Origin of the sequence: Sphingosinicella sp. (assembly GCF_041916975.1) — a bacterium.
Lineage (GTDB): Bacteria > Pseudomonadota > Alphaproteobacteria > Sphingomonadales > Sphingomonadaceae > Sphingosinicella.
In genome coordinates this window covers 1,568,281-1,594,737 of record NZ_JAYRYK010000001.1, presented here as the reverse complement: position 1 = coordinate 1,594,737, position 26,457 = coordinate 1,568,281, and the positions used below count along the sequence as shown (strand labels likewise).

At 64.5% G+C, this 26,457-nt stretch carries 25 protein-coding genes; 12 read left to right on the top strand and 13 right to left on the bottom strand.

Going from position 1 to position 26,457, the window contains the following annotated elements; translation table 11 throughout:
• Positions 1-18: 18 nt before the first annotated feature.
• The 6 genes from ACE3TJ_RS07415 to ACE3TJ_RS07390 all read right to left on the bottom strand — a co-directional run bounded on the left by ACE3TJ_RS07415 (position 19) and on the right by ACE3TJ_RS07390 (position 4,776).
• Positions 19-681 (bottom strand): biotin/lipoate A/B protein ligase family protein, encoded by a 663-nt coding sequence (locus ACE3TJ_RS07415; protein ID WP_374595378.1) that lies wholly within the window; start codon positions 679-681, stop codon positions 19-21.
• Positions 682-687: 6 nt separating this feature from the next.
• Entirely contained in the window at positions 688-918 is a 231-nt protein-coding gene (locus ACE3TJ_RS07410; protein WP_374595376.1) for a biotin/lipoyl-containing protein, read from the bottom strand.
• A gap of 4 nt (positions 919-922) precedes the next feature.
• A complete protein-coding gene (locus ACE3TJ_RS07405; protein ID WP_374595374.1) occupies positions 923-1,960 on the bottom strand; it encodes an alpha-ketoacid dehydrogenase subunit beta in 1,038 nt (345 codons plus the stop codon).
• Positions 1,947-2,927, bottom strand: a complete 981-nt coding sequence (locus ACE3TJ_RS07400) for a thiamine pyrophosphate-dependent dehydrogenase E1 component subunit alpha (RefSeq protein ID WP_374595372.1) — start codon at positions 2,925-2,927, stop codon at positions 1,947-1,949. Before ACE3TJ_RS07400 ends, ACE3TJ_RS07405 begins: the two co-directional genes overlap by 14 nt.
• Positions 2,924-3,706 (bottom strand): SDR family NAD(P)-dependent oxidoreductase, encoded by a 783-nt coding sequence (locus ACE3TJ_RS07395; RefSeq protein ID WP_374595370.1) that lies wholly within the window; start codon positions 3,704-3,706, stop codon positions 2,924-2,926. Before ACE3TJ_RS07395 ends, ACE3TJ_RS07400 begins: the two co-directional genes overlap by 4 nt.
• A 77-nt stretch (positions 3,707-3,783) precedes the next feature.
• Positions 3,784-4,776: a helix-turn-helix domain-containing protein gene (locus ACE3TJ_RS07390; protein WP_374595368.1), complete on the bottom strand. Its 993-nt coding sequence runs from the start codon at positions 4,774-4,776 to the stop codon at positions 3,784-3,786.
• Positions 4,777-5,056: 280 nt separating this feature from the next.
• Here ACE3TJ_RS07390 and ACE3TJ_RS07385 point away from each other — a divergent pair, with 280 nt between their 5' ends.
• The 3 genes from ACE3TJ_RS07385 to ACE3TJ_RS07375 are packed head-to-tail and all read left to right on the top strand — an operon-like array spanning position 5,057 to position 9,565.
• On the top strand, positions 5,057-7,273 hold the full coding sequence (locus ACE3TJ_RS07385) for a TonB-dependent receptor (RefSeq protein ID WP_374595366.1): 2,217 nt from the start codon (positions 5,057-5,059) through the stop codon (positions 7,271-7,273).
• A 26-nt stretch (positions 7,274-7,299) separates the two neighbouring features.
• Positions 7,300-7,695: a 2,4'-dihydroxyacetophenone dioxygenase family protein gene (locus ACE3TJ_RS07380; protein ID WP_374595364.1), complete on the top strand. Its 396-nt coding sequence runs from the start codon at positions 7,300-7,302 to the stop codon at positions 7,693-7,695.
• A gap of 4 nt (positions 7,696-7,699) precedes the next feature.
• Complete coding sequence (locus ACE3TJ_RS07375) at positions 7,700-9,565, top strand: AMP-binding protein (protein WP_374595362.1); 1,866 nt, start codon at positions 7,700-7,702, stop codon at positions 9,563-9,565.
• A gap of 6 nt (positions 9,566-9,571) precedes the next feature.
• Here ACE3TJ_RS07375 and ACE3TJ_RS07370 read toward each other — a convergent pair whose 3' ends face one another.
• Entirely contained in the window at positions 9,572-10,870 is a 1,299-nt protein-coding gene (locus tag ACE3TJ_RS07370; protein ID WP_374595360.1) for a LuxR C-terminal-related transcriptional regulator, read from the bottom strand.
• Positions 10,871-11,044: 174 nt separating this feature from the next.
• On the opposite strand from ACE3TJ_RS07370, the gene ACE3TJ_RS07365 reads away from it, so the two are divergent.
• From ACE3TJ_RS07365 to ACE3TJ_RS07350, 4 genes are read left to right on the top strand one after another with little or no spacing between them, the layout of a single operon-like run.
• Positions 11,045-13,288, top strand: a complete 2,244-nt coding sequence (locus tag ACE3TJ_RS07365; protein ID WP_374595358.1) for a TonB-dependent receptor — start codon at positions 11,045-11,047, stop codon at positions 13,286-13,288.
• A gap of 9 nt (positions 13,289-13,297) precedes the next feature.
• Positions 13,298-13,840 carry a hypothetical protein gene (locus tag ACE3TJ_RS07360; protein ID WP_374595356.1) on the top strand — a complete coding sequence of 181 codons (543 nt, stop codon included), beginning with the start codon at positions 13,298-13,300 and terminating at the stop codon, positions 13,838-13,840.
• A complete protein-coding gene (locus ACE3TJ_RS07355; RefSeq protein ID WP_374595354.1) occupies positions 13,840-14,541 on the top strand; it encodes a hypothetical protein in 702 nt (233 codons plus the stop codon). The genes ACE3TJ_RS07360 and ACE3TJ_RS07355 overlap by 1 nt, the downstream gene beginning before the upstream one ends.
• Complete coding sequence (locus tag ACE3TJ_RS07350; protein WP_374595352.1) at positions 14,538-15,176, top strand: hypothetical protein; 639 nt, start codon at positions 14,538-14,540, stop codon at positions 15,174-15,176. Before ACE3TJ_RS07355 ends, ACE3TJ_RS07350 begins: the two co-directional genes overlap by 4 nt.
• A 162-nt stretch (positions 15,177-15,338) precedes the next feature.
• Here the strand turns inward: ACE3TJ_RS07350 and ACE3TJ_RS07345 are convergent, their stop codons facing one another.
• Genes ACE3TJ_RS07345 through ACE3TJ_RS07320 form a run of 6 tightly spaced genes read right to left on the bottom strand, consistent with a single transcriptional unit; the run spans position 15,339 to position 21,110 of the window.
• Positions 15,339-16,583: an NAD(P)/FAD-dependent oxidoreductase gene (locus ACE3TJ_RS07345; protein ID WP_374595350.1), complete on the bottom strand. Its 1,245-nt coding sequence runs from the start codon at positions 16,581-16,583 to the stop codon at positions 15,339-15,341.
• 4 nt (positions 16,584-16,587) lie between these two features.
• Positions 16,588-17,028, bottom strand: coding sequence for an SRPBCC family protein (locus ACE3TJ_RS07340; protein ID WP_374595348.1), 441 nt, complete (start codon positions 17,026-17,028; stop codon positions 16,588-16,590).
• The gene (locus ACE3TJ_RS07335) at positions 17,025-17,423 is read right to left on the bottom strand and encodes a RidA family protein (RefSeq protein ID WP_374595346.1); all 399 of its coding nucleotides are present in this window, start codon (positions 17,421-17,423) and stop codon (positions 17,025-17,027) included. Before ACE3TJ_RS07335 ends, ACE3TJ_RS07340 begins: the two co-directional genes overlap by 4 nt.
• A gap of 11 nt (positions 17,424-17,434) precedes the next feature.
• Positions 17,435-19,627 (bottom strand): TonB-dependent receptor, encoded by a 2,193-nt coding sequence (locus tag ACE3TJ_RS07330; RefSeq protein ID WP_374595344.1) that lies wholly within the window; start codon positions 19,625-19,627, stop codon positions 17,435-17,437.
• Between the two features lie 34 nt (positions 19,628-19,661).
• Positions 19,662-20,099 carry a nuclear transport factor 2 family protein gene (locus ACE3TJ_RS07325; protein WP_374595342.1) on the bottom strand — a complete coding sequence of 146 codons (438 nt, stop codon included), beginning with the start codon at positions 20,097-20,099 and terminating at the stop codon, positions 19,662-19,664.
• A gap of 18 nt (positions 20,100-20,117) precedes the next feature.
• Complete coding sequence (locus ACE3TJ_RS07320; protein ID WP_374595340.1) at positions 20,118-21,110, bottom strand: aromatic ring-hydroxylating dioxygenase subunit alpha; 993 nt, start codon at positions 21,108-21,110, stop codon at positions 20,118-20,120.
• Positions 21,111-21,300: 190 nt separating this feature from the next.
• Between ACE3TJ_RS07320 and ACE3TJ_RS07315 the strand changes: the two genes are divergently transcribed.
• From ACE3TJ_RS07315 to ACE3TJ_RS07295, 5 genes are all read left to right on the top strand, one after another.
• Positions 21,301-21,861, top strand: coding sequence for an Lrp/AsnC family transcriptional regulator (locus ACE3TJ_RS07315; protein ID WP_374595338.1), 561 nt, complete (start codon positions 21,301-21,303; stop codon positions 21,859-21,861).
• On the top strand, positions 21,858-22,304 hold the full coding sequence (locus ACE3TJ_RS07310) for an SRPBCC family protein (protein WP_374595336.1): 447 nt from the start codon (positions 21,858-21,860) through the stop codon (positions 22,302-22,304). The genes ACE3TJ_RS07315 and ACE3TJ_RS07310 overlap by 4 nt, the downstream gene beginning before the upstream one ends.
• On the top strand, positions 22,304-23,083 hold the full coding sequence (locus ACE3TJ_RS07305) for a hydroxyacylglutathione hydrolase C-terminal domain-containing protein (protein ID WP_374595334.1): 780 nt from the start codon (positions 22,304-22,306) through the stop codon (positions 23,081-23,083). The genes ACE3TJ_RS07310 and ACE3TJ_RS07305 overlap by 1 nt, the downstream gene beginning before the upstream one ends.
• Positions 23,084-23,399: 316 nt before the next feature.
• On the top strand, positions 23,400-24,872 hold the full coding sequence (locus tag ACE3TJ_RS07300) for an amidohydrolase family protein (RefSeq protein WP_374595332.1): 1,473 nt from the start codon (positions 23,400-23,402) through the stop codon (positions 24,870-24,872).
• Entirely contained in the window at positions 24,869-26,449 is a 1,581-nt protein-coding gene (locus ACE3TJ_RS07295; RefSeq protein ID WP_374595330.1) for a serine hydrolase domain-containing protein, read from the top strand. The genes ACE3TJ_RS07300 and ACE3TJ_RS07295 overlap by 4 nt, the downstream gene beginning before the upstream one ends.
• Positions 26,450-26,457: the final 8 nt, after the last annotated feature.

The following is a 26,457-nucleotide window of genomic DNA, read 5'->3' as shown; positions in this document are numbered from 1 at the left end:
CCGGCCCGCCAATGCCTTTTAGCGCGCCATCCGAATTCGTGCCGCCAGAGTCGTGTGAGCCGCGGCCGCGTAGGGAATATCGAGGCCGAGCGCGCGTTCGAATTCCGTGATCGCGGCGAGATCGGCGCGCGGGTTGCCGTCGATGCAGATCACCGCGTGCGCGAGGACGCCAAGCCACCCGCCGCGCTTTCGAACGAGGCACGCCGTCCCCGCGATCTTTTGCCCGCCCGAGACGATATTGAAACGCCCGTCGCAATAGCTGCCCGCCACCCAGCCCGTTTCGGCGACCACGCCGATGGCGGCGAACCCGGCGATCAGACGGTGCGTGAAGCGTTCGAACCGCGCGTTGATATCGACCGTGCCGGTGGGCGCAATATCGTACAGGCTGAAATTCAAAATGCCCGGCCGGTGAACGACGGTCGTGCCGCCGCTTGCGCGGACGAACACGGGCCAGCCGCGCGCATCACTGGCGGCCGCTGCGCCGGCGAAAGTTTCCATGCGCGAGAACCGCCGCGTCGTGACGAGGCACCGGCTGTTCGTCCAGAGCCGCACGCGCTCGCCTGCGCGCCCTTCGCCGAGCAGCGCATCGAGCCGCAGCCTATCCTCCGCGATCGCTGCCTCGCCGCTCCCGCGCGCAATGGGCGCGTCGGGCGCGAGCGCATGGGCAAGAGCATCGAGCAAGAGGGTTCAGCCGATGCGGCCGACGACCTCTCCCGCTGTAACGGGGATTTCGGCAGCAACGCCGATATGGAGCGTCCCGGAAGCCGGTGCGATGAGTTCGAAGCTCGATTTTTCCACCATGATCTCGGCGATCACGGAGCCCTCCGCGACAGCGTCACCATCGGCATAGAGCCATGCCGAAATGGCGGCCTCGTCGCCGTCGTTCCAGAGGCCGGTGGGAACGGTGATATCGGTCATCGGATCAGGGCTCCAGAATGGTGAGTGCCGCCGCCGTCACCTTGTCGGCATCGGGCAGCACGAAATGTTCCATCACCGGCGTGAACGGCACGGGGATATCGGGATGGGCGATGCGATGCGGTGCGGCACGAAGCGGAATTCCGGCCTCGCAGACGCTGGCGATGATCTCCGCGCCGACGCCGTAGCTCATGTAGTCGTCGTCGACCACGAGCAGACGCCCGGTCTTGCGCACGGAGGCCCGCACGGTTTCGCGGTCGAGCGGCGCGATGCTGCGCAGGTCGATCACCTCTGCGGAATGCCCCTGCTTTTCGAGCCGCGCCGCCGCATCGAGCGCGTGATGCACGCTGAGCCCGAGCCCGACGAGCGTGATGTCGCTGCCCTCGCGCACAACCGCCGCCTTGCCGAGCGGCACGACATAATCGCCCTCGGGCGCATAGGTGATCGAACGCTGCACGGTGCCGAGCCAACCCATGCCCTGCAGCGCCTTGTGATACATGAAGATCACCGGGTTCGGATCGCGGATCGCGGCGAGCATCAGCCCCTTCGCATCGTGCGCGTTCGAAGGGATGACGACCTTGAGGCCGGGCAGATGCCCGAACGTGGCATAAAGCGTCTGGCTGTGCTGCCCGGCGTCGCCGTATCCGCCGCCAACGCTTGTCATCAGCACCATCGGGCACGTCACCTGTCCGCCCGAGAAATAGCTCTGCTTCGCCGCAAGATTGTAGATTGCGTCCATGCAGACGCCGAAGAAATCGACGAACATCAATTCGACGATCGGCCGCATTCCGGAAGCCGCGAGGCCGACCGCCGCGCCGATGAATGCGGTTTCCGAAATCGGTGTATCGCGCACGCGTTCCGCGCCGAATTTGTCGAGGAGGCCGGTGGTTGTGCCGAACACGCCGCCGAGCTTGCCGATATCTTCGCCCATCACGAGGACAGCGGGATCACGCTCCATCTCCTGGCCGATCGCTTCGGAAATGGCGCGCGCGATGGTGAGGCGCCGTGCGGGGCGGGGCGCGGTGATGGTTTCAGGCGAAGACATGGGCGAACGCCTCCTCCGGCTGGGGGTAGGCTGCGGCGCGCGCGGCAGCGAACGCGGCATCGACGGCGGCGCGCGCATCGGCTTCCGCCTTGTCGAGATCGGCGGCGTCGAAGCCGTGGGCGAGCAGGCGGTCGCGATAGGCGGGAATCGGGTCGGCCGCCTTCAGGCGCTCGACCTCGCCCGCCGGGCGATAGCCCTCGGCATCGCCCATGAAATGGCCTTCAAGGCGGCAGGTTTCGATCTCGATCAGCGACGGGCCTTCGCCGCGCCGCGCGCGCGCGATCACCTCTCCGGCCACGGCATGGATCGCATCGGGATCGTTGCCGGGGATGAAGTGGCCGGGCATCGCATAGGCGGCGGCGCGGTCCGCATTGCGCGCGACCGCCGTGCAATCGCGCTTCGCGACCGAGATGCCGTAGGCATTGTCCTCGATCACGAAGATGGCGGGCACCTTCCAGACCGCGGCGAGATTGAGCGCTTCGTGAAACGCGCCCTGATTGGCCGCGCCTTCGCCGAGAAAGGCGACTGCCACATGATCCTCGCCGCGCAGCTTGCTCGCGAGCGCGGCGCCGACAGCGGGGCCGAGGCCCTGCGCGATGATGCCCGAGCAGGCGAAATTCACGCGCGCGTCGAACAGGTGCATGTGCCCGCCGCGTCCGCCGGAAAGGCCCGTCGCCTTGCCGAAAATCTCCGCCGCCATCGCATCGAGGTTTACGCCCTTGGCGATGGCGACATGGTGCGGGCGATGCGTCGCCGTCACCGTGTCGCCGGGGCGCAGGTGCGCGCAGACGCCCACAGCGCACGGCTCCTGCCCGTCCGACAGGTGCATCTCGCCGGGAAGCGGCCCCTTCGCCATGTTGAACACGGGCGTCTTGCCTTCGAAATAGGCGGGCTTGATGAGCGCTTCGAAATGGCGGCTTTTCACCATCGTCCCGTACATCCAGAGCCGGTCGCTGCGGTTGCTCATCGCGCCACCCATCCGCCGTCGATGACGAGCTCGATACCGGTGACGAAGCGGGCTTCGTCGCTGGCGAGATAGACCGCGCCCATCGCGATATCCTCGGGCAGCCCCACGGCGTTCAGCGGGCAGAGCGCGGCGACCGCCGCCCACGGATCGTCCGCCGGGATCGATCCTTCGCGCACCCAGCCTTCCACGGCCATTTCCAGCATCGGCGTACGGATGCAGCCGGGGTGGACCGAATTGCAGCGGATCGGCAGCCGGTGCGCGGCCCATTCGATCGCGAGGCTTTTCGTCATGTGCCGGACGGCGCCTTTGGACGTATTGTAGGCGAGCTGGTCGGGGTAGCCGACGAGACCGGCGATCGAGGACACGTTGATGACGCTCGCCGGATGGCCCGCGCTGCCGCCCTTCGCGAGCAGCGCCTGAAAGGTGCGGCAGCCGAGGAAGAGCCCGTCGACGTTCACCGCCATCAGCCCGCGCCAGTCGGCAAGGCTGTGCTCGGTCATCGGCTTCACGAGTTCGACGCCCGCGTTGTTCACGAGGATGGAAAGCTTGCCGTGCGCGGCATCGATGTGCGCGGCGGCCTTGGCCCAGTCGGCCTCGCTCGTCACGTCGAGCGCGAGCGGCTCCGCACCGATTTCGGCGGCGAGCGCCTCGACGCCCGCGACATTGCGATCGGCGGCGATCACCGCTGCGCCTTCGCGTGCCATCGCCCGCGCCACACCTGCGCCGATTCCCTGCGCCGCGCCCGTCACCAGCGCGATCTTGCCTTGCAACCTGCCCATAAGCCTCCCCTCCGCACGTCTTTTGTGAAAAAGACCTACGGGAGCGGGGCTGTCGTGGCTTGCGCCAGAACGGCGGCTTACTTGGACAGGAGGGAACTCCGTTCGTCATCCGCCGCGCGCGCCGCGGTTTGCCGGTAGTCGCGCGGGGAGAGGCCGAAGGCGTCGCGGAACGCATGGCTGAAGTGCGAGGCGTCGGCGAAGCCGTGCCGCATCGCGATCTGCGTGATGCTGTAGCCCGCCAAGGTGCGGCTCGCGAGGTCGCTGCGCGCCGCCATCAGCCGCCGCTCGCGAATCCATGTGCCGACCGTCACGCCGAATTCCTCGAACAGGCGGTGGAGATAGCGCGGGCTGAAGCGGAATGCCGCCGCGATCGTCGCGGCCGAAAGTGCCGGATCGCCAAGATGCGCGAGGATATGTTCCTGAACGCGGCCGAGCAGCGCGCGGCGGAAGGCGCTGCCCGCGATGCGGTCCGGCTCCGGGCGGAAAGCGGCGGCGAGCAGCTCGACCGTGGCGCGCAGCACGGCGGTGCGGTCCTGCGGGTCCACGGTCTCGACCGTTTTATGGATCTGGCGCAGGTGCGAGAGCAGGATGGAGCCGAGCCCGGCGCTGCCGTCCACGGAAAGCCCGCACATGTCCTCGATGCCCGGCACGATCGTCGTCGCCATGCGGTGCGGGATCAGGATCGAAAGCTGGTGCAGCTCGCGCGTGTTTTCGAACATCGCGGGGCGCGTGCTGTCCCACACCGAAATGATGTCGCGGCGCACCACCGATTCGTTGCGGCCCTGCTGCAGCAGGCATTCGCCTTCTTCGAAATAGAGAAGGCAGAAATAATCGTCCTCGCCGCGTTTCACGTCGTCGACGGTACGAAAGCCCGCGATGGGGTCGCAGACGACCTGTGTGAACACGAAGTCATTGATCGCGCGGCGGCGGACCTTGGCGCCGTAGCGCTCCTTGTCCGCGCCCGCCAGGCTCCAGTGGAAATGCGTGCGGTCCAGCACCTCCTGAAAGCCGGGCAGCTGCCGTGGCGGCGGCAGCGACGCAGAACTCCACCGCTCTTCGCTCAGAAGCATATGTCCAACCCTCCCCAACCCGGCAGGCTATGCCTGTCCGGGGCCGGATGCAATCGGCATGGCACGTGGGTTCGCGCTCACCCAAGAGTTGCGTCGTCCCTGTGCAAGTCGCTTGCTTGCTTTTCCGGAAACCGCGGCTTTCAGGCGCGCGGCGCGGTTCGCAGCCAGCCAAATTTTGCGGCGCTCAGGTGCATGATCGAAGCGCCGTCCGCCGCCTAAAAGACGGTATGAACATGGCGCTCCCATGCAGGGCGCCCGCATAACCTTGAGGGGGAGTTTTATGAAAAGCCGTTTTCGTTCGTCGCTCCATGCCGCCGCTGCCGTGTCCGCGCTCGCGGTGAGCGCACCGGCGCTGGGGCAGGAGACTGCGACTGGCACTACGACTGGCATAGAAGAGATCGTCGTCACCGCCCAGAAGCGCGCGCAGAACCTTCAGGACGTGCCGGTTTCAGTGACGGCGTTCAGCGACACGGCGATCCGCGAGGCCGGTTTCACCAACAGCCTTTCGATCGGCGACCAGGTTCCGAACCTTGAAATCAAGACGTTCGGCGGCGTGCCCAACATCTTCATCCGCGGCGTCGGCAACAACGATTTCAACGCCTCCTCCATCGGTCCGATCAGCATCTACCGCGACGATGTGGTGGTCGCCTCCACGGGCAGCCAGATTTTCTCGCTGTTCGATCTGGAACGCATCGAGGTGGTGCGCGGCCCGCAGGGGACGCTGTTCGGCAAGAACACAACAGGCGGCGCGATCCAGTTTTTCTCGAAGCTGCCGGGCGACGAATTCGAAGGCAATGCCCGCTTCGGCTACGGCCGCTTCGATCTGTTCGAGGCTGAAGCCGCGGCAAGCCTTCCGCTCGGCGAAGGTCTCTCGCTGCGCGTCGCAGGCATCGTCCGCCGCCGCGACGGCGAGAAGACGAACCTCTACACGGGCGAGGACACGATCAACGTCGACGAAGCCGCCGCGCGCGCCATCCTGCGCTGGCACCCCAGCGCCGACACAGACGTGCGCCTCTCCATCGGCGGCGGCCGCGACCGCAGCGATTATCTCGAAAACAAGCCCGTCGGCACGATCAACGGCGCCGATCTCTTCGGCTACACCGATCCCTATCCGGATAACGCTAACCTGTTGAATTTCAACGGTCCATCGCGCAATTACAGCGACAACCTGTTCATCAACCTCAACATCACGCAGAGTATCGGTAATCTCACTTTCAAATCGATCACCGGCTACGACAAAAGCGACGTCGACAACCGCGTCGACGTCGACGGCGGCCCCTTCCGCATCGACGAGATCACCTTCCTGACCGATGCCGAGCAGGTCACCCAGGAATTCCAGCTCGCCTACGACAGCGGTCCCCTCAACGCGATCGGCGGGCTCTTCTATTTCCAGGAAAATCTGGATGCGGACAGCAACGCCGACCTGCTCGGCGAACTCAGCTTCGCCGACGGCGCGCTGCCGCTGATCACGCGCGCGACGCGCAAGAACAAGGCCTACGCGATCTTCGGCCAGGCAACCTATGCGGTGGCGCCCGCGTTCCGCGTAACGCTCGGCGGGCGCTACACGATCGACAAGGTGCGCGCGACCCACCGCGCCGATCTCGTGCCCGGCTTCTTCGATGCCGACATTCCGGATGGCGCGCCCGTGCCACTGGTGCCGTTTGCGCGGATGAAGGATACGTTCAAGTCCTTCTCGTGGCGCGTGGCCGCCGACTATAACGTCACCGACGATGTGCTGGCCTACGCGAGTATCGACAAGGGCTTCAAGGCGGGCGGCTTCAACATCGGCATCATCACCAGCGTTGCGGAACGCACGCAGGTCGATCCCGAATATCTGACCTCCTACGAAATCGGCATCAAGAGTACGCTGTTCGACCGCCGCCTGCGGCTCAACGTTTCGGCGTTCTACTACGACTACACCGACCTGCAGGTTCTCTCGGTCAACCGGCAGGCGGGAAGCACGGTGCCCACACTAGGCCTCGACAACGCCGCGGACGCCGAGATCAAGGGTATCGAGCTGGAAGCAACGGCGCTGCCGACCGACTGGCTTGATCTCGGCCTCAACCTCGGCATCCTCGACGCGAAGTACAAGAACTACCTGTCGGGCGCGATCGATCCCGAAACGGGTGAACCGCGCGACTTCTCCGGCAATCGCCTGCCCGGCGCGCCGAAGTTCACGCTTTCCACCTTCGCACAGGTGACGATCCCGGTCGGTGAGTTCGAAACGCGCTGGCGCGCCGAATACAATTACACGGGCAAGAAATATTACAACAACGCGCAGAGCGATCTCATCAGCTCCGGCGAGGGCTACGGCCTTCTCAACCTCCGCGCCACGCTCGCCGATCCGGCGAAGGGGTGGGAGCTTGCCGCCTGGGCCAAGAACGTGACCGGCAAGGCCTATATCGTCGACGCCACCGACACGAGCGGCTTCGGTTTCGTGCCGCGCTACTACGGCGAGCGCGCCACTTACGGTGTTGAACTGTCGCTGCGCTTCTGACCACCGGGAAAGGGTAATTTACCACCATGATCGACGAACGCCTGACGACCCCCGCCGAGATGAGGTGGGCGCCCATGAAGGAGGGAATCGAGGTCTGCCTGCTCTATTCGAGCATGGAAACCGGCCGCTGGACCGTGCTGTTCCGTGCCCAGCCGGGCAGTTTCTTCGGGCCGCACCGCCACCTCGGCGCGGGCGAATATTACGTGATCAAGGGGCGCATGTGCTACCGGATGGGCGAAGCCGCGGCCGGGACATACGGCTACGAACCGCTCGACGTGGTGCACGATTACACCAACTTCCCGGAGTATACGGAACTGCTCTTCACCAACTTTGGTCCAATTGCTTTTCTGGACGATAAGGGTGATGTGGCCTCGATTCTCGATCACAAACTGCTCGAGGACATGACCGCAATAGCCGTTTGAGACCATGAGCCGAACCTACAGCGACGCCTACGCCCACAGTGTCACCGATCCCGAAGCCTTCTGGCTGAAGGCCGCAGAAGCGCTGGATTGGGACACGCCGCCACCGCAGGGCTGGACAGAAGGGCAGGGCTGGTTCGCGGGTGGGCGGCTCAACACGTGCCACAACGCGGTCGATCGCCACGTGGCGGCGGGACGTGGCGGCGATGTCGCGGTCATCTACGAAAGCCCGGTGACGGGCGCGCGCCGCAGCATAAGCTATGCCGAGATTCAGGATTCGGTTGCGCGCACGGCGGGAATGCTTGCCGCGCGCGGCGTGGTGAAGGGCGACCGTGTCGTCATCTACATGCCGATGATCCCCGAAACGCTGTTCGCCATGCTGGCGTGCGCACGGATCGGCGCGGTGCATTCGGTGGTGTTCGGCGGCTTCGCGGCGCCCGAGCTTGCCAAGCGCATCGACGACGCGAAGCCAAAGCTGCTGCTCACCGCCTCGTGCGGCATTGAGGGGCAGAAGGTCGTTCCCTACAAGCCGCTCGTCGACCATGCGCTCGAACTTGCCGAGCACGGCGTGGAGCATGTGATGCTGTTGCAGCGCCCGCAGGTCGCTGCGTCGATGCAGGCGGAGCGCGACCTCGACTGGTCGGCCGAATATGCGAAGGCGGAGCCGACGGCGTGCGTGTCCGTCGATGCCGCGGACCCGCTCTATATCCTCTACACCTCGGGCACGACCGGCATCCCCAAGGGCGTCGTGCGCCAGAACGGCGGCCACGCCGCCGCGCTCGCATGGAGCATGGCGAACATCTACGGGATGAAGCCGGGCGAGGTGTTCTGGGCGGCGTCCGATGTGGGCTGGGTCGTCGGGCACAGCTACATCGTCTACGGGCCGCTGATCGCGGGCTGCACGACGGTGCTGTTCGAAGGCAAACCCGTGGGCACCCCCGATGCAGGCACGTTCTGGCGGACGATCGAGGCGCATGGCGTCGACGTGTTCTTCACCGCGCCGACGGCGATCCGCGCGATCCGCAAGGAAGACCCCGAAGGCCGCTTCATCCGCGAAACCGGCACCGGCCGCCTGCGCGCTTTGTTCCTGGCCGGAGAACGCGCCGATCCCGATACCGTCCACTGGGCGGAGACGCAGCTTGCGATGCCGGTGATCGATCACTGGTGGCAGACCGAACTCGGCTGGCCCGCAGCCGCGACCTGTCTTGGTCTTGGCGACACGCGGCGGCAGGCGGGGAGCGCGGGGTTCCCCGTGCCGGGTTTCACCTTCGCGGTGCTTGATGACCACGGCGATCCGGTGGCGCCCGGCGGCACGGGCCACGTCGTGATCGCCGCACCGCTGCCGCCCGGCTGCTATTCGACGCTGTGGAACAACGAGACCGGCTTCCGGCGCGCGTTCGAGACCTTCGCGGGCTACTACGAAACGGGCGACGCCGGGCACATCGACGAAGCCGGTTTCGTCAACATCATGGGCCGCACCGACGACCTGATCAACGTTGCCGGTCATCGACTTTCCACCGGGCAGATCGAACAGATCATCGCCACGCATCCCGCCGTCGCCGAATGCGCCGTGATCGGTGCCGACGATGCGGTGAAGGGTATGGTGCCCGTCGCGTTCGCGGTTCTGAAAGCCGGACGGCAAGACGACGGCAATCTCGCGCACGAGATCATCACGCTGGTACGCGAAGACCTGGGACCGGTTGCGGCGTTGAAGAATGTCCACATCGTCGCCGCGCTGCCCAAGACGCGGTCCGGCAAGATCCTACGCGCCGTAATCCGCCGCCTCGCGAACGGCGAGGACGTTCCCGTGCCGCCGACCATCGAGAACCCGGACACGATCGACATCATCAAGCGTGAGCTTCGCGGCGCCTAGAGGCGTTCAGAGGCTGGAAGCCTCGGCAGAAAGATGCGCCAGCACACCGCGCAGGCCAGAAACGCCAAGACGGCGATAGGTCATGCACAGGTGATTGCGGACGGTCGTATCGCTGATCTTCAGATCGTCGGCGATCGCCCTCACGGTCTTGCCCAGCAATCGCGCATGAAGGATCTGCTTCTGGCGTCGTCCTAGCGGCAGCAGGGAAACGCGATCAAGCAGCGCCGGTGTGATACCCAGCTGCCAGCGCGTCCGCTGGCCGGTCTTCCGCCGTACGGCGGAGAGATGATGGGCGACGGTGGATGATGCGATGCCGAGGTCGTGGGCGATGTCATCATTGCGCGCGCCGCGCGCGGCTTGCCGGGCGACGAGGGTCTCGCGCGGGGTGAGGCGCGAAAAGGCGATCGCATCGCGGTTGGAGTCCTGCGCGGCATTTGAAGGCGCGCTGATGACCAGAAGCGTTCGTTGCCCCTGACGATATCGGCTGAGAATGACGTCCAGCGCATGACCGTCGCTGCCCAGCCTGTGTTGCTGTCGGTCATCGCCGCTACCTGCGAGACTCTGGCGGCAGAGCGCTGCAAGATCGGGCGCGAACAGGGGTGGCTGGCGGGAACTGCGCCGGATATCGGCGAGGAGCTGTTGCAGCAGCGGCGATTGCTGCGGCCACCGGGCAACCGGATCGAGCTGATCATTGAGGATCAGCAGATCACGTTCGCGATACTCCCTGCGCAACTGTTCGAGAAGCCAGGCGCCCTGCGCCTCCCGCTCGCGGTAGCAGATACGTTCGATCCCGCCCTTGAGGAACGGTAGCAGCGCCAGCGCGACCTGCTCGTCGCGCGTGCTGAAATGACCGTCGCGATGCGATCGGTGCATGACGATGGTGGCGAACAGATCGTCGTCTGTGGGGATGGAGAGTGCGAGCGCGTGTCGAATATCCCGCGGCTTGTAGAGCGCGGTGTAGTAAGCGTCTCGCGGTTCGCGTGCGTTCGGCCAGATCATATCGGAATTGAGGATGCCGGTGCGGCGGCGGCTCTGGCTGCGCATCAGCGCCGTGCGCCCGGGATCCTGCTGGTACATCCGCTCCATCAGAAGCGGAAATTCCTGATCGAGGCCGACGCTATGCAGGTTCTGCCAGGCCCATTGGCGGGAGTGGGTGACCGCGATGAACATCGATTTGCAGGCGAGCAGGCTGCTGAGCCGCGGCATCATCGCCTCGATAAGCTCGTCGGTGCCGCGACACTTGAGAACGTCGGCGCCGATGCTCAGGATCTGCCGGTATTCGGCCGTTTGCAATGCTGTCACCACGCCATCCTCCCCAGGGCCGCCGCGCGCACGGCGGCAGAATAGCAGCGATTCCCGGGCGTCTCAAACTGATCAATTCTTGCCATGAAATTGATCCTGTCTGGCTGCTTGTGGCGGGGTCCGGCGCGGTCCTACTCAATCCCCAACAACAAGATCCAAGATCGGGGGAGAGATACCATGAAGGATCAGACACAGCGTATTGCCATGCTTCGGCACTGCCGGGGCGTTTCGCTGCTGGCACTTGCCGCGGGATTTTCGGCACTGTTGGCGGACCCCGTGCAGGCGGCGCCGGATGCGGCGAACGATGAACATTTCGGCATCGAGGAAATCACGGTCACGGCCCGCAAGCGTGAGGAAAAGCTGCAGGACACGCCGGTTTCGATCGTTGTCCTCTCCGGCGAGGACATCGCGCGGCGCCAGATCGTCAGCCTTGCCGACGTCGGCCAGCACGCGCCCAACGTGCAATTCCATGCAAGCGGCGTCGGCGGCCGGAATTCCGGCCAGGCCTTCATTCGCGGTGTCGGCCAGTCCGACTATCTGCTGACCACCGATCCCGGCATCGGCGTCTATGTCGACGGCGTCTATCTCGCCCGTTCCATGGGCAGCATTTTCGATCTCGTGGATATCGAACGCATCGAGGTGCTGCGCGGCCCGCAGGGCACGCTTTACGGCAAGAACACGATCGGCGGCGCCATCAACATCGTTTCCACGAAACCCAGCCTCACCGAGGCTTCGGGCATGGTGGAAGGGCGTGTCGGCCGCTTCAGCCGCCTTGACGTGAAGGCCAAGGCCGAAGTGCCGCTGATCGCCGACAAGCTCGCCGCGAAGGTGGCGCTGAGCACGCGTGATGCCGAGGGTTTCGGAACGCGTCTGCTGACCGGCGAGGAGCAGGGAAGCGAGAACAGCGCCGCGGTTCAGGCCTCGCTGCGGTGGAAGGCCGACGAGGATGTCGAGGTGATGCTGTCCTTCGACAAGACGCGTGTGCGCGAGACCTTCTCGCAGGTGCATCTGGAAGAGATTTCGGAGGCGCCGCTTGTCGGGCTCTACAACATGTTCGTCGCGCCCTATGATGCAAGCTACATCACCGAAAATCCCTATGAGAGCTACGCCACGGGCGGCAACCGGAACGACCTTGATGTCTGGGGTGTCAACGGCACGCTCGAATGGAGCTTCGGCAACACGACGCTGAAATCGATCACCGCCTATCGCCATCTGAAATCCGTGTTCGAGACGGACCCGGATGGATCGCCGCTGACGATCGTCGATGAGCGGGACGATAACCGCCAGCGGCAGTTCACGCAGGAACTGCAACTGTCGGGCACGTCCTTCGACGACCGACTGAAATGGGTGGTGGGCGCTTATTATCTGCACGAGAACGCGCGAGGTGCGATCGACGTCCTGATCTATCCGGAACTTTTGCCGGTCATCGGCCTCGATATTTCGCGCCGGATCGAGGCGAAGCAGATCACGCGCAGCACATCGCTCTACGGACAGGCCAGCTACGCGCTTGCCGACGGCCTCAATGCCACGCTCGGCCTGCGCTACACGCACGAGAAGAAGCGCTATGACACCTTGCTCTATCTGCCGTTTTCCGATGTCTATCTGATCGATCCGACGCGGCGTTCGCAGGACTGGAACTCGGTATCGCCGCGCTTCGGCCTCGACTACCGGCTGACGCCGGAAGTGATGGTCTATGCCTCGGCGGCGAGCGGCTTCAAGAGCGGCGGATTCAACGGCCGTTCCTCCACCGCCAACGAGGTGCAGCCCTACGTGCCGGAGAAGCTCTGGAGCTATGAACTCGGCCTCAAGTCCGACTGGCTCGACAACCGGCTGCGCATCAATCTCGCGGGTTTCTACAATGACTACCGCGATATCCAGTTCATGCTGAGCACCGCCGACGAAGACGGCGTGCAGGTCGTCGTCGTGCAGAACGCGGCGAAGGCGCGTGTGATGGGCGCCGAACTGGAAGTGACGGCGGCGCCCGCGCCGCGGCTGCTGCTGTCCGCCTCGGCCGGCCTCATCGATGCGGAGTTCACGGATGTCGCGGCGGGCGCCGCGATCACCACGGCGTCGCATTTCGCCTCCACGCCGAAGTTTTCCTCGTCGGTTTCTGCCGAGTATGGCGTGCCGCTGGGAGACTGGGGCACGCTGACGCTGCGCGGCGACTACAACTATCGCAGCCGCATCTACTACGAGGTCAACAACCTGCCGGCCGTGACGCAGAACGGCTATGGCCTGCTCAACCTGCAGGCGACGCTCGAGCCCGGGGATGGGCGCTACGCACTGACACTTGCGATGACCAACGTCACCGACAAGCGCTACAAGTCGACCGCCGTCAGCACGCTCGACAGTCTCGGCTTTGCAAGTGCGCAGTATGGCCGGCCGCGCGAGTGGTCGCTCACCACCCGCGTGCGTTTCTAGGGCGCGCGCATGGGCCGGATAGCGACAGGTCTCCGCTATGGCATGGGCGGGGCTGCGGTGGGCGCATTGGCGATGGTGGCCCTGCTCGCCATTCCACCGGTCGACCCGCCGGGCGCGACGCCCATCCGTACGCGCGCAGCCGATGGGCATTTCGTCGAACGGTTCGAGATCCGGCCGGTCGACATCATCGCGCATACCAGCGACGGCAGCCAGGGAGTACGGGCGTTTCCCGTCGGTATTGCGCCCGTCGGCGGGCCGTCGGCGGGCAGTTCTGTGCTGACGGCGAAGCTTCGGAACGCGCGTGGCACGGTGATCGGGGTCGCCAGCCGCTACACACTGACGACGGACAGTCCTGATCGGCCGGACCGGCTGTGGACGCTCGTCATCACCCGGCGCGGAACGCTCGCCACGAACTGCTCGGCGGACGCGGCGGCGGCCTGCGGCAACGTGCTCGGGGGAACGGGCACGTTCGCAGCATTCCGCGGACGCCTGGAGGAAACCGCACGCGGTGCCGGCTATGCGCTGGCGCTGACAGGCACGGGAGAGCGCTGATGGGTGTTCTGCTCAAAGGGGTTACGGCACTGGCGGGTGCGCTGGCAGGCGCGGTGCTGGTGCTGGCCGCGCTCTATGCCTTTCCGTTTCGCCACGTGAACCGGACCGAACATGTGCTGCCGGCGTTTCTGGCTGCCGTGCCGGATCACGAAACCTACCGCCTGCGACTTTCGGGCGATCTGGTGTCGGTTTCGACGTCGCCGACCCCGGCGATCTTTCCTAATCGGCCGGCGGGAACGCCGCCGCTCGTTGAGCCCAACGTCAGCATGGGACTCGCGCTCATCACCCATATTCGGGACGCCGACAATCGCATCGTCGGCTTCGCGACAGAACTCGAGGCGGCGCACGAGGACAGCAGCTTCCTGCGCGGCCGGCTGATGACGCACACGACGTGGACCGTGGTGCTGCCGGGACGCGGCGTACTGTTCCTCTACCAGACCGAAGACAACTGGACGCTCGTGACCCGCTTTCTGCTGCCGAGCCTCTTGAAGGGAGACCCCTGGCATGGGCGCTGGCTTCACCTCAACACGCTGGGGCCGTTGCCGCAGGGTTATGGCGAGGTCATCGCGGGGACGGGCGTCTTTGCCGGGCGGAATGGGCGCTTTGTCGAAGTCGCCGAGCTGCGCGGCTTTCAGCCCGACGCGATTTTCGAGGGCGTGATGGACCTGCTGGTTTCACGTGATCATGCGGAGGGAAAATGATGGCCAATCGTCTGAGGTGTTCGCTTCTTGCCGCCGCGCTGCTTCTGGGGGCATCACAAACCGCAAGCGCCGACCCGGCTACGCCACTGCCCGGCGAGAGGGTTCTTTCGTTCTTCGTGCAACTGCCTGATCACGGCGTTGCGCTGACGACGGGCGGCGCCGTGAAAATGCGGCGTGGGCCGGAGGGTATCGCGGCCCTTGCCGAGCCGTCGCTCGACAACACGCTCGCACTGATCTGCAAGCTCGCCGATGCCGGGGGCAAGGTTGTGGGTTTCGCCTCGGAACTGGAGATATTTCCCGCCGACCCATCCGCCGTCGACACAAGCTGGCCGACAGCCTGGACCCTCGCCATTCCGGGTCGCGGCATGATCTACCTGCACCAGATCGAACGCTCCGGCCGGCTCGTCACGGATATCGTCGGGCCAACCATGGCAACCGGAAAACCGTGGTCCGGAGACTGGACCGTCACCACCACCGTCGGCCCTCTGCCCAGTGGCCGGGGCCGGATCGTTGGCGGAAGCGGTGAATTCGCGGATATCGCGGGCAGCTTCGTCGAGGTGGATCGGCTGACGCACTATTCGGTCGACGGCGTGCTGACGGGGACCGTGGAACTGCGATTGTTCGTCGAGAAATAGCGTCGGGCCCTGACGGACCCGACGCAGTGTATATCCTTCCGAGGGTCGCGATAGCGGCGCTCCCGCTGCTTCCATTCGCAAGGCAAGCGAAAGCCGTCCTGTCGAATTCCCCGAAATGAGCCAGTAAACCGAAGAAGCGACTTTGAGTCGCTCAGGAGTGGGTTATCCAATCCTGTTCATGATAGGCACGGCAATCGTTCGCATGGCCCATGGGATCATGCGTGCGCCGGTGAGCGGAGACGGCGTCAGGACCGGCAGCGCGAGGTCGTCTTCGGGCGCGCCGCCGATAAGGGCGGCGGCTTCGTGCGCGGCGCTGATCCCGAGCGTGAGGCCGAAGCCGTTGCATCCGGCGACGGCGTGGAGGTTTTCGCCGAGGCGGAAGATGCGTGGCAGGCCATCCGGGGTCATGCCGATCGTCCCCGATGAAAGGCTTTGGAAGCGGGGCGTGAAATTCGGGTAGGCGCGTGCGAGCTGCCTTTCGGCGGGCTTGGCGGCGGAGGGCAGGGTGGGATTGTGCGTTTCCGAAAGTGCGCTGACGACAAGGCGTTGTTCGGCGTCGAGCGCGGGCGAGAAGATCGCCGAAGCATCGAGATCGACAAACGCCTGTGCTTCGGGGATCAGCGGCGCGGCAAGCGGTGCGGTGGCCGCGATGTTGCACCCGATCGGATAGACACCGGCTGCCGTTTCCGGAAAAAGCGGCGCGGCTGAAACGCCGGCCGCCACCAGAACATGGGGCGCATCAACATGCCCGCGCGACGTTCTTACACGCCATACGCGGCCCTGCCTTTCAATGACAGTCGCATGGGTGCGCCCGTGGACACGTCCACCGCGCGCCTGCACCGCCACGGCAAGGCCGAGAGCGAGTTTCAGAGGATGCAGGGTGCCACCTTCGGGCAAGAAGATGCCGCCCGCGTAGCGGCGCGTGCCTGTGCGGCGTTGGATCTCGGCGGCATCCAGACGCGTGAATATCCCGCCGAACGGCGCCCATGCGGCGAAGTTTCGTTCCGCGCGGTCCAGGCTCGTGTCTGTGCGCGCCACGCAGAGGTAACCCGGTTTCAGATCGCAGGCGTTGGCGTTATCGGCGACGAGATCGGTAAGAGCGCGGCCCGCACCCGCCACGCGCCGGTTCCAGCGTTCTCCGCGCACCGGACCCAGAAGCTTCACCGTGCTTTCCGGCGTTTTCTTGCCGCCGAGCATCATCGGCGCAAAATGCCCGGCGTTACGGCCGGAGGCGCCGGCGCCGGGCGCATTTGTATCGATAACGATGACGGATGCTCCGCGCGCACGAAGCGCGAGCGCTGCGACAAGCCCCAGGTATCCGGCGCCCACAATGACAACATCAGCATGTGTATCCGCTTCGAGTGCATCGAACCGGGGTGAGCTGTCGACGGTCCAGACTTCAGACAAGCATTCAGGCTCCCGATCCGAAGCGCGCCGAGACGACGCGAAGTACGTGGTCGATGTTGCCCTGGATCGCAGCGCGCACGGCGTCCGCATCAACCAGCGGCGTGGCGCTCGCTTCCCAGACAAGCCGGCACGTACCCTTGGATACCGGCATCACGCGCGCCGCGCCCGTATAATCCCTGAATGGCAGGGGGCCTGGATCGAGGATGCGGTATCCATAGGAGCGCGCTTCACTGTCGTAGCGCTCGATCGCTTCGGTCACGATCGCACCATCGGGCAGGATGAGTCTGCGCACCGCACCCTCTCCATCACCTTCGACCTCCAGCTGTTCAACCAGACCCTCCATGATCGCCATGTTGCGCAGGTCGCCGATCAGCGCCCACACAGCATCGGCGTCGGCGGCGATAAGCGCCTCGCCCGTGCAGGCGATATCGCTCTTCCCGGTCATGCTGTCGGCAGTGCTGCCGTGATCTCGATTTCGATCATGCATTCGGGGAACGCCAGCCTGCGCACCTCGACAGCGGTCGTGGCGGGCAGGTCGAGCCCAGCGTAGTGCGCGATGCGAGCGCCGTTCGCCGCGATGAAGGCATCCATGTCGGTCACGTAGATGTTTTCCTTCACCACGTTCGCCATCGTTGCGCCGAAGGCATCGAGCGTCCGCCGGATCGCTCCATAGGCGCTGCCGATCTGCGCGGCCATGTCGCCCGGAAACTCCGGCCGGAACGCATCGTCGACGCTGAGCGAGCCGGAGATGTGGAGCGTGTTGCCGCTCCGCACGGCCTGCGCGTAGCCGAACGCCTTTTCTCCTTCGGGCCGGAGGTGAAACGTCTGCCTGTCGATCATGCCGGTGCCTTTCAGAATTTCACGCGCGCTTCGACGCCGAACGTCCGGCCTGGATCGGGCTGGATCGCATCGCTGGCGAGCGGCACCAGCGCTGCCCCGAAAATGTAGCGTGAGAAGGCCGAGGTTGCATAATGCTCCTTGAACAGGTTCTTCCCGAAGACACTGATCGCCCACTGTCCGGCTTCAAGGCCGATTTGCGCATCGACCGTCGAATAGGCCTTCTGGAACAGATACACGTTCGGCGCCGCCGGAAGCTGGAAGTCCTGGAAGGACTGCCGGCCCTGCGCATTGAAATCGACGCGCGCTTTCGCGGTCAACCTGTCCAAAAGATCGTGTGCGTATTGGGCGCCGAGGTTCAGCGTGTATTTCGGCGCGTTCGGCAACTGCTGGCCGACATAGGCGTCGGTCACGCCGTCGAAATCCTTGATCTCGGTGTCGATGTAACCGAACGCGGCATTGAGATCGATGCCCTTGACCGGGCGTGCGGCAAGTTCGAACTCGAAGCCCTTGATCGCCGCCTTGCGCGCATTGAGTGAGCCCTGCGTGAAGGTGACGGCATCGAGCTGGAAGATCTGCGGGTTGAGATGCTCGGTGTAGAAAGCCGCGACGTTGAAGATGACGCGCCGATCGAGCCAAGAGGTTTTCGCGCCGATCTCGTAGTTGCGTGAGGTTTCCTTGCCGATCACGCGCGGGAAGGCTGATCCCGCCGCGATCGGATTGAAACTGCCGCTTTTGAAGCCCTGCGAATAGGTCGCGTAGAGCGTCAGATCGTCCGAAGGTTTGTAGGCGAGCGACAGCTTGGGCTGTAGCTTCGAGAACGTCGCCTTGTCGATCTCCGAGGCGAGGCGGTCGTCCTGCTTCGCCTTGTTGGTGTCGTAGCGCAGCGCTGCGGTCAGCTCGAGCGTTTCGAGAATGTCGTAGTTGACCTGCCCGAACACGGCATACTGGTTGAAGGTGAGGCGCGTGTTCGCGAGCGTCGCGTCCACCACCACGCCCGAGGATTCGAATCCGTCCGGGGTGATGCAGCTACCCGCGAACAGGCAGAGATCGAGCTGCGCGAGCGTCGTCACGTCGCGCTTCGAATGCTGGTAATAGCCGCCGATGATGTAGCGGAAACGCTCGGCGCTCGGCGAGGTCAGGCGGAATTCCTGGCTCCAGCTCTCGGTCACGCGAAGCTGCCGGGCGAGCGGCACCATCGGATAAGGCGAGATATCGAGATCTTCGCTGAAATCGACGTCGATCTTGTCCCATGCGGTGATCGACGTGAAGGTGCCGATGGACGTGTCGTAATTCAGCGACATTGAAAGATCGGTCACGGTCCGATCCGTCGATGACGGCCCGTCGAGATTGGGTCGCTTCGTCGCCATGTCCTCCGTAATCTCGCCGCCCGTTGTGCCGAGCACGTCGACGAGGCTGAACCAGAGAGCGCCGCCTTTCTCATCCATGTGCGCGGCACGCAGATCGATGCTGAAATCATCGCTCGGCTGGATGAGCACACGGCCCGAAACGCGCGTCTGGCGGTTGCGGTCGAGCGTTCGGCCATCGAAATCGTTCTTGATCGTGCCGTTGCTGTCACGATGCGAGACCGTAACACGCGCGAGCACGACATCGGGCACGATCGGGCCGCTTACCGCGCCGAACACGCGCCATGCGTCGCCCGTGCCGTAGCTGAGCTTCGCCTCGCCTTCGAACGTGTTCGTCGGGCGTTTCGTGGTGATGTTGATTGCGCCGGCGATGGCGCCCTTGCCGTAGAGCGCGCCTTGCGGGCCCTTCAGCACTTCCAGTCGCTCGACGTCGGTCAGGTCCATCGTGAAGGCGTCGGCATCCGGCAGGATCACGCCGTCCACCGAAAATGCCACAGCGGCTGCCTGGTTGCGGTTGGAACCGAGGCCACGGATCGAGATGTTGTTCGTCGCCGTGTCCTGATCGTTGGTGATGTGGACGTTGGGCGTCACGGCGAGGAAGTCGTTGATCCGTTCAAGGCGGCGTTCCTCGATCACGCTTGCGGAAAAGGCCGTGACCGTATCGGGGACCTGCTGCAGGTTCTCCTCGCGTTTGCGCGCCGTCACGATGATTTCCTCGAAGCCACCACTGCTCGCACCCGTCCGCGCCTGCTCTTGCGCGGCGGCCGTACCGCAAAGTGCCGAAAACGCCGTCGACATCATCAGCACGAAACGGCCCGTGCTCTTCACCTTGCTCCTCATGTTTCCCTCCGCTCCCTTTTGATTGACGGCCCGTTCAAATCAGGCTCGCCGGTATGGTTTTCCCGTCACCTTCATTGTCCCAGATCGCCGACAGGATGACCCACCGGCCCTCGTGGCGAACGATCTGCGCGAAGGTGACGCCTCTGCGTTTTTCACCGTTCATCTCGGCGACAAAGCTGCTGCGCACGCCCGCGACATTGCCGAAGGCTTCCACGTGGCGCGCGATCTCCACTTCGCTGAAATCGGTGAGCGCGCCCGTCGCCCGCTGCTCGTTCATGGCGACGACGAACGTCTCCACCGGAATCGGGCTTGCGGTACCGGAACTCAGCGCAGCGAGTGTCGCATCGGGGTGGCAGCAGGCACGGAAGGTGCCCCAGTCGGGCGCCTTCTGCGCATTCCAGCCCACGGCCGCATACAGGCGTGGGCAGAGTGCCAGAATGTCGTCGAGATCGGTGTCGGTGATGCCGGACATGTGCGTCTCCCCGTGTCGTCAGCCGATGAAATCGGCGGATGGATGCGCGCGCGGATGGTCGCGCAGATATTGCAGGAAGCGCCCCAGCGTCCGGTCCGCCTTGGTCAGCGTGCCCGGCCGGAATCGGGCGCGTTCGATGATCGGCAGGTCTTCGGTCGCGATGCGGACTTCCATGTCGTACATCGCGTCCAGAAACGCCTGCGTGCCTTCGGGGTCGGCATCGTCCGCGCCCACCGCGACGGCGAAGAACAGGCGGGACTTGCCCGGCTCGGGCAGCCCCATCGGCGCGACGAAGCCGAACCAGCGCCCGTCCACGTAGCCGTCCTGCCAATAGATATTGGTGCCGAAGATGCCGACGCGGAATTCGATTGCGGTTCCGTCACGCATCTTGCCGCGAAAATGATAGACCATCGAATGCCGTGTCCATTCGACATCCTGATGCGGCATTCCGTTGTCGAAGCTGATGCCGTGCACCACCTGGATGTGCTGCATGTCGGGCGTGTTGCAGCAGATCACCCACGGGTCCGCAGGCATCAGGCGATCGTATTCGCCGATCTTCCAGACGAGCTTTTCGGGGGCGCCCGGAAAGTCGGGAAGATCGAACAGCGGCTCGGCGCCGTTGAAGGCGAAGATGCAGCCGAATTTCTCGACCGTCGGGAATGCGAAGAGGTTGGCGGTCGGGGGAATGGGGTCGCCCGATCCTGTCGCCACGCAGCGGCCGTCAGGGCCGTAGCGCCAGAAATGGAACGGGCAGCGCACGGTGCCATCCACGATCTCGCCGGTGCAGAGGTCCGCGCCGAGGTGCGGGCAGTAGGCGCTCAGCACCTGCGCGCGGCCATCGGCGTCGCGAACGACGATGACGCGGCCGCCGAGGAAGTCGAAGCCTTTGACGGCGCCTTCGGTTGCCTCTTCGGAGAGGCAGACGGGGAACCACGTCTGGCTGAACACGTCCCCGGAGCCTTCTGCTTCCGGCCTCGGTCGGTCTGCGATCCGCACTGCGCCTGCCGTCATCTCACCCTCGGAAAGATACATTTGTGTACGGACGCTTCGATATCCTCGGCCCGGGCTCAGAGTCAATACGATATTCGTAAAGCAATGTTTGATATGAAATGAAATTCGTAAGAAATCCATTTCTGCGTTGCGGTTACATCAGGCTTTCCGTATCAGGTTGCGTGAAATCCTGACCGGGGAAGGGCCGTTGATGGCAGGTCGCAAGGGCGCATCGCGCGACGCACGAGACAAGCAGCAGCCGAATCCTCTCGACTCGGCGGGGGATGTCTATGCGCTCAACAGCCAGATCATCGCACTGCTGCAGCAGGACGGGCGGATGCCCTATTCGACGATCGCGACGGCGCTCGGCGTTTCGGAAGGAACCGTGCGCAACCGCGTGCGCCAGCTCATCGACGAGAACATCATCACGATCCAGGCCGAGGCCATGCCCGAGGCGTTCGGCTATAATTTCAACGCGCAGACCTTCATCAAGGTGGCGGGCGGCGCCGATATCGAGGCGGTGATCGCGCGGTTGTCCGCGGTTCCGGAGGTCTTCTATCTGACATCGACGCTCGGCCGTTTCGATCTCGGCATGGCGACCTATCACCAGTCGCACGAGCACTACCGCGCCTTTCTGGCGGCGCATTGCTACGGGCAACCGGACATCGCGCTCATCGAAACCTGCATGGTTCTGAAGGTGCACAAGATGAAGCTGCAGTGGAATCTGGAGGGCGATCGTCGCCCAACCCTGCGTGGGAAGGAGCAGTCATGATCACGGTCGAGCGTGCGGTTCGTGTCGCGGCCCCTGCGGATCGGGTCTGGAAGCTGTTCGCGACCGAGGAAGGCCAGCGGCGCGCCGAGGAGGGCTTCGTTTCCTCGATCGAATTCGAAGGCGAGGGGCTCGGCATGGTGCGCACGATGCGTACCGAAGGGCATATCGGCGACGGCTACGTGAAGGAGCGTCTCGATCATTATAACGAGGCGGAAATGGAGATGATGTTCCGCATCATCGATACGGGCGACGTCGTGCCGTTCGCCGACTATTGCGGCTTTGCGAAGATCATTCCGGCGGGCGCCTCTGCCTGCGTGCTGCTGATGCGCTCGACGTTCGTTCCCGTCGATATGCCGGAGGCCGAGGCGCGGGCGGTGTCGGAAGAAAACTACCGGCTGTTCATCGCGAACGTGCACGCGGCGGTGGCGGCCGGAGACGTCTGATGCGTGTCGTTCCGATCCCGCTGCGGAACGCCTTCGATCACATCAACTATCTTCTGGTGTGCAGCGTAAAGAAAGAGGCGATCGCCGTCGATCCCTACGATGTCCCGCGCATGGTCGCAGAGGCTGAGGCGCTGGGCGTGACAATCACCAGCACCGTCAACACGCACGAACACTGGGACCATGCAGGCAAGAACGCCGAGATGAAGGCGCGAACTGGCGCGGTGGTGATGGCGCCGCGCGCGGCGGCGGGCACGCTCGAAGGTTTGGACCACCTGCTGGTTGACGGCGATACGATTTCGGTCGGCGTCGAAAGCGTGACGGTCCGCGCCGTGCCGGGACACACGATGGCGAGCATAGCGTTATTCGGTGAGGAGGAGGGCGGCACACCCTTCGTCATCTCCGGCGATACGCTGTTCGGCGCGGGCGTCGGCAACTGCGGCTATGGCGGTCACGCACCAACGCTTCAAGAAACGATCAGCGGCGTATTCGCACCGCTCGCCGACGAGACGCGCGTCTATCCGGGCCACGATTACCTGAAACGCAACCTTGCCTTCACGCTGTCCATCGAGCCGGGCAATGCGGCCGCGCGCGCTCTGGCATCTCTGCTCGCGGCGTCGGACGGCACAGCACCGCATTTCACAACGATCGGCGAAGAGCGCGCGATCAATCTGTTCTTACGGCCCGACAGCAGTGAAGTCCGCGTAAATCTCGAACTTCCAGCTTCGGCGAGAGATGCGGATGTTTTCCTCGCGATCAGAGCGCGCCGCGATCGTTGGTAGCGGGCCTGGTAAGTATTTCCTTCTCCTCCGGCGGCGTCAGGATACGCCCTGGGTGCACCTGATCGAATCTCGCTCGGTGGTGTCGAGGGTCTATTTGAAGACATGTTTCGCTGCGGCGCTCGTCGAGCCCGGGGCGTGCGACCTGCTACCCTGGAAGCCATAGCCATCGGTTATGGAAGATGGCGGATTTTGTGGAGGTTATCATTTGTCCCGGCTCTAGAATGGTTTTTGCGAATGTCCGGGGCAGGGGAGCGGGGCGGCTATGGGCGCAGGCAGAAACATTCACCGTCTGAGGGCTTTTGTCGCGAGCTTTTTGGTGGTTCTGGCTGGCGTGCCGCTCGCGCCATCGGTGTCGGCAAACACCGCGTACGATATCGTCATCCGCGGCGGACGGGTGATCGATCCCGCAACCGGTCTGGATTCGGTTCGGAACGTGGCGATTGCCGATGGCCGCATTGCCGCCATGTCGACGGAGCCGCTCTCGGGCCGTGTTACGATCAACGCTGACGGGCTTGTCGTGGCACCCGGCTTCATCGACGTGCACTCGCACGGCATGACCATTCCGAATGGCTGGCTGCAGGCCTTCGATGGAGTGACGACCGCGCTCGAACTTGAAACCGGCGCATGGCCGGTTGCAGACGCCTATCGCGCGGCTGCCCAGCAAGGGCGCCCGATCAACTACGGCTATTCGGTGGCGTGGTCGGGAATCCGGCGGGAGGTGCTGGGGGATCGCGCGCAGGATCTTGCGACGGGTGCTGAAATCGGAACGATTCTGGCGCGAGTGTCGGAGGGGCTCGATGCCGGAGGCCTCGGTGTCGGGACGCCGGTCGGCTATTCCACCCGGACCAATCGGACCGAGTACTGGGACGTGGCGGCGCTCGCCGCGAAGCGCGGTGTGCCGGTATTCACTCATGTCCGCACCAAGAACGGGCGCGATCCGGACAGTGCGCTTGAAGCATTCGGGGAGGTGATCTCCACTGCCGCAACGACCGGCGCGCACATGCATCTCTGCCATATCAACAGCTCGGGCCTGCGCGACATTCCGCGGCTCACCGGCATGATAGCCAAGGCACGCGCCTATGGTATTCCCGTGACGAGCGAGGCTTATCCCTGGGGCGCGGGCTCGACTTCGATCGGGGCGCCGTTTCTTGCGCCCGAGAACCTGCCCCTGCTGGATATCGGGCCGGAGAACATCGAGTTTATCGCCACTGGCGAGCGGCCTGCAACGGTGGGGCGCCTTGCGGAGCTGCGCGAGGCGAAGCCGGAGGAACGGGTGATCGTGCACTACTTGAACGAGACGATCGAGACGGAGCGGGCGTTGATCGAGCAGGCGCTCGTTCTTGAAGACGGGATCATCGCAAGTGACGCGGTTCGCTATTCCGTGAAGGACCGGATCGTGACCGAAGCGGTCTGGCCGCTGCCTGCCGGTGTTGCCGGTCATCCCCGTTCGGCCGCCACCTTCACGAAGGTGCTCGGCGAATATGTTCGTGAGCGAGGCCTGCTTGGCCTTGCCGATGCGATCCGCCGTTCGACGCTGCTCCCCGCGCAGCTTCTGGAGCCCGTCGCACCCGGCATGAAACGCAAGGGGCGTATCGGTATCGGGATGGATGCCGATATCGTCGTTTTCGATCCCGCTACGGTGGGTGCGGCCGCAACCTATGAAAAGCCGGCAGAACCGGCGAGGGGAATGCGCCACGTTCTGGTGGGCGGCACCTTCGTTATCCGGGACGGCAAGCTGATCGCGTCCGCGCGCCCCGGCCGCGCAATTCGTGGAGAAACGACCGAATGAAAACAATCGCAGCCGCGTTTGCGCTTTCGATGACAGCGCTTCCCGCATCGGCGCAGGCGGACGACGGTATTGACGCCATCTTCGCGCGCTACACGGGCGAGAGTGTTCCAGGCTGTACGGTCAGCGCCCAGAAAGACGGCCAGACCGTTCTGGAGCGTGCCTATGGCATGGCGGATATCGAGGAGCGCGTTCGCGCGCAGCCGAGCAGCATCTATGAAGCCGGCTCGGTCTCCAAGCAGTTCACGGCGGCGGCGATTGTGCTGCTAGCGCGGGATGGCAAGCTGTCGCTTTCGGACGATATCCGCAAATATCTGCCCGAGATGCCCGATTACGGCACGCCGATCACACTCCAGCACCTGATCCAGCACACCAGCGGCCTACGGGACTGGGGATCGATCGGCGGCATGGAAGGCTGGCCGCGCAACAGCCGGAGCGCCAACAACGACGACGTGCTGGCCATCGCCGCGCGGCAGAAGGGGCTCAATTATCCGCCCGGCGCGCACTACAGCTATTCCAACACCAACTTCAATCTGGCCGCAATTATTGTTGCGCGCGTGAGCGGACAGAGTTTTGCGGCTTTCACCAAGGCGCGCATTTTCGATCCGCTCGGCATGACGAGCACGCAGTGGCGCGAACGGTACCGAACGCTGGTTCCCGGACGAGCGACGGCCTATGCGCGCGAAGGCGACACCTATGTGATCGATCAGCCGATCGAAGACGCGCACGGCAATGGCGGCCTGCTGACGACGGTGAAGGACCTGCTGGCATGGAATGCCGCGCTTGATGCCGACCGTTTGGGAGCGGGCTTTCGCGCGGCGATGGAACGTACCGGTGTCCTGACGGACGGTACGCAGATCGTCTATGCTTCCGGGCTGCGTGTCTCGAAGCATCGCGGGGTCGCAGAGGTTGCCCATTCGGGGTCGACGGGCGGCTACCGGGCGTGGCTCGCGCGCTATCCGGCACAGCACCTGTCTATCGCGCTCCTGTGCAATGCCGGCGATGTCGATCCGGTGGCGATCGGTCAGAGCGTTGCCGAACATTATCTTTCTGGTTTGAGCCCCGTGCCCGTCCACAAGCCCTCCGGCAAGCTGCCTGAAGGTCTTTATGTGGGCGAGGCCACGGGTGCGCCGATCGCGATTGCCGCGCGCGCCGATAGAACCCTATGGGCAGACGGTACCGCGCTTGATCCGGTCGGACCGGGACGATGGAGTCTCTCCGGTACGGATTTCGTGTTCGGGCGCGGCAACGATCTCGTCGTCGAAGCCAATGGCGAGAAGCTGCGCTATCAGCGCATAGAGCCGGTCGAGACTGTCGACCCCGTTCCTTTTGTCGGTCAGTATTGCAGCGACGACAATCCATTCTGCATGGTGGTCAGCCGTACGTCCGAAGGCGGACTGGCGATCGCGACAACAGGACGGCCGAGCCTTGCCGCGCAGCCGTTGCAGCCCGCATCCACAGACCTGTTTACGAGCAAATATGCGACCGTTCGCTTCCTGCGCGACGTCTCTGGGAAGGTGAGCGGCCTGACTTACGGTGATAGCCGCGCCTGGGCCGTGAAATTTACGCGGACGCCCTGAGCGGGAGC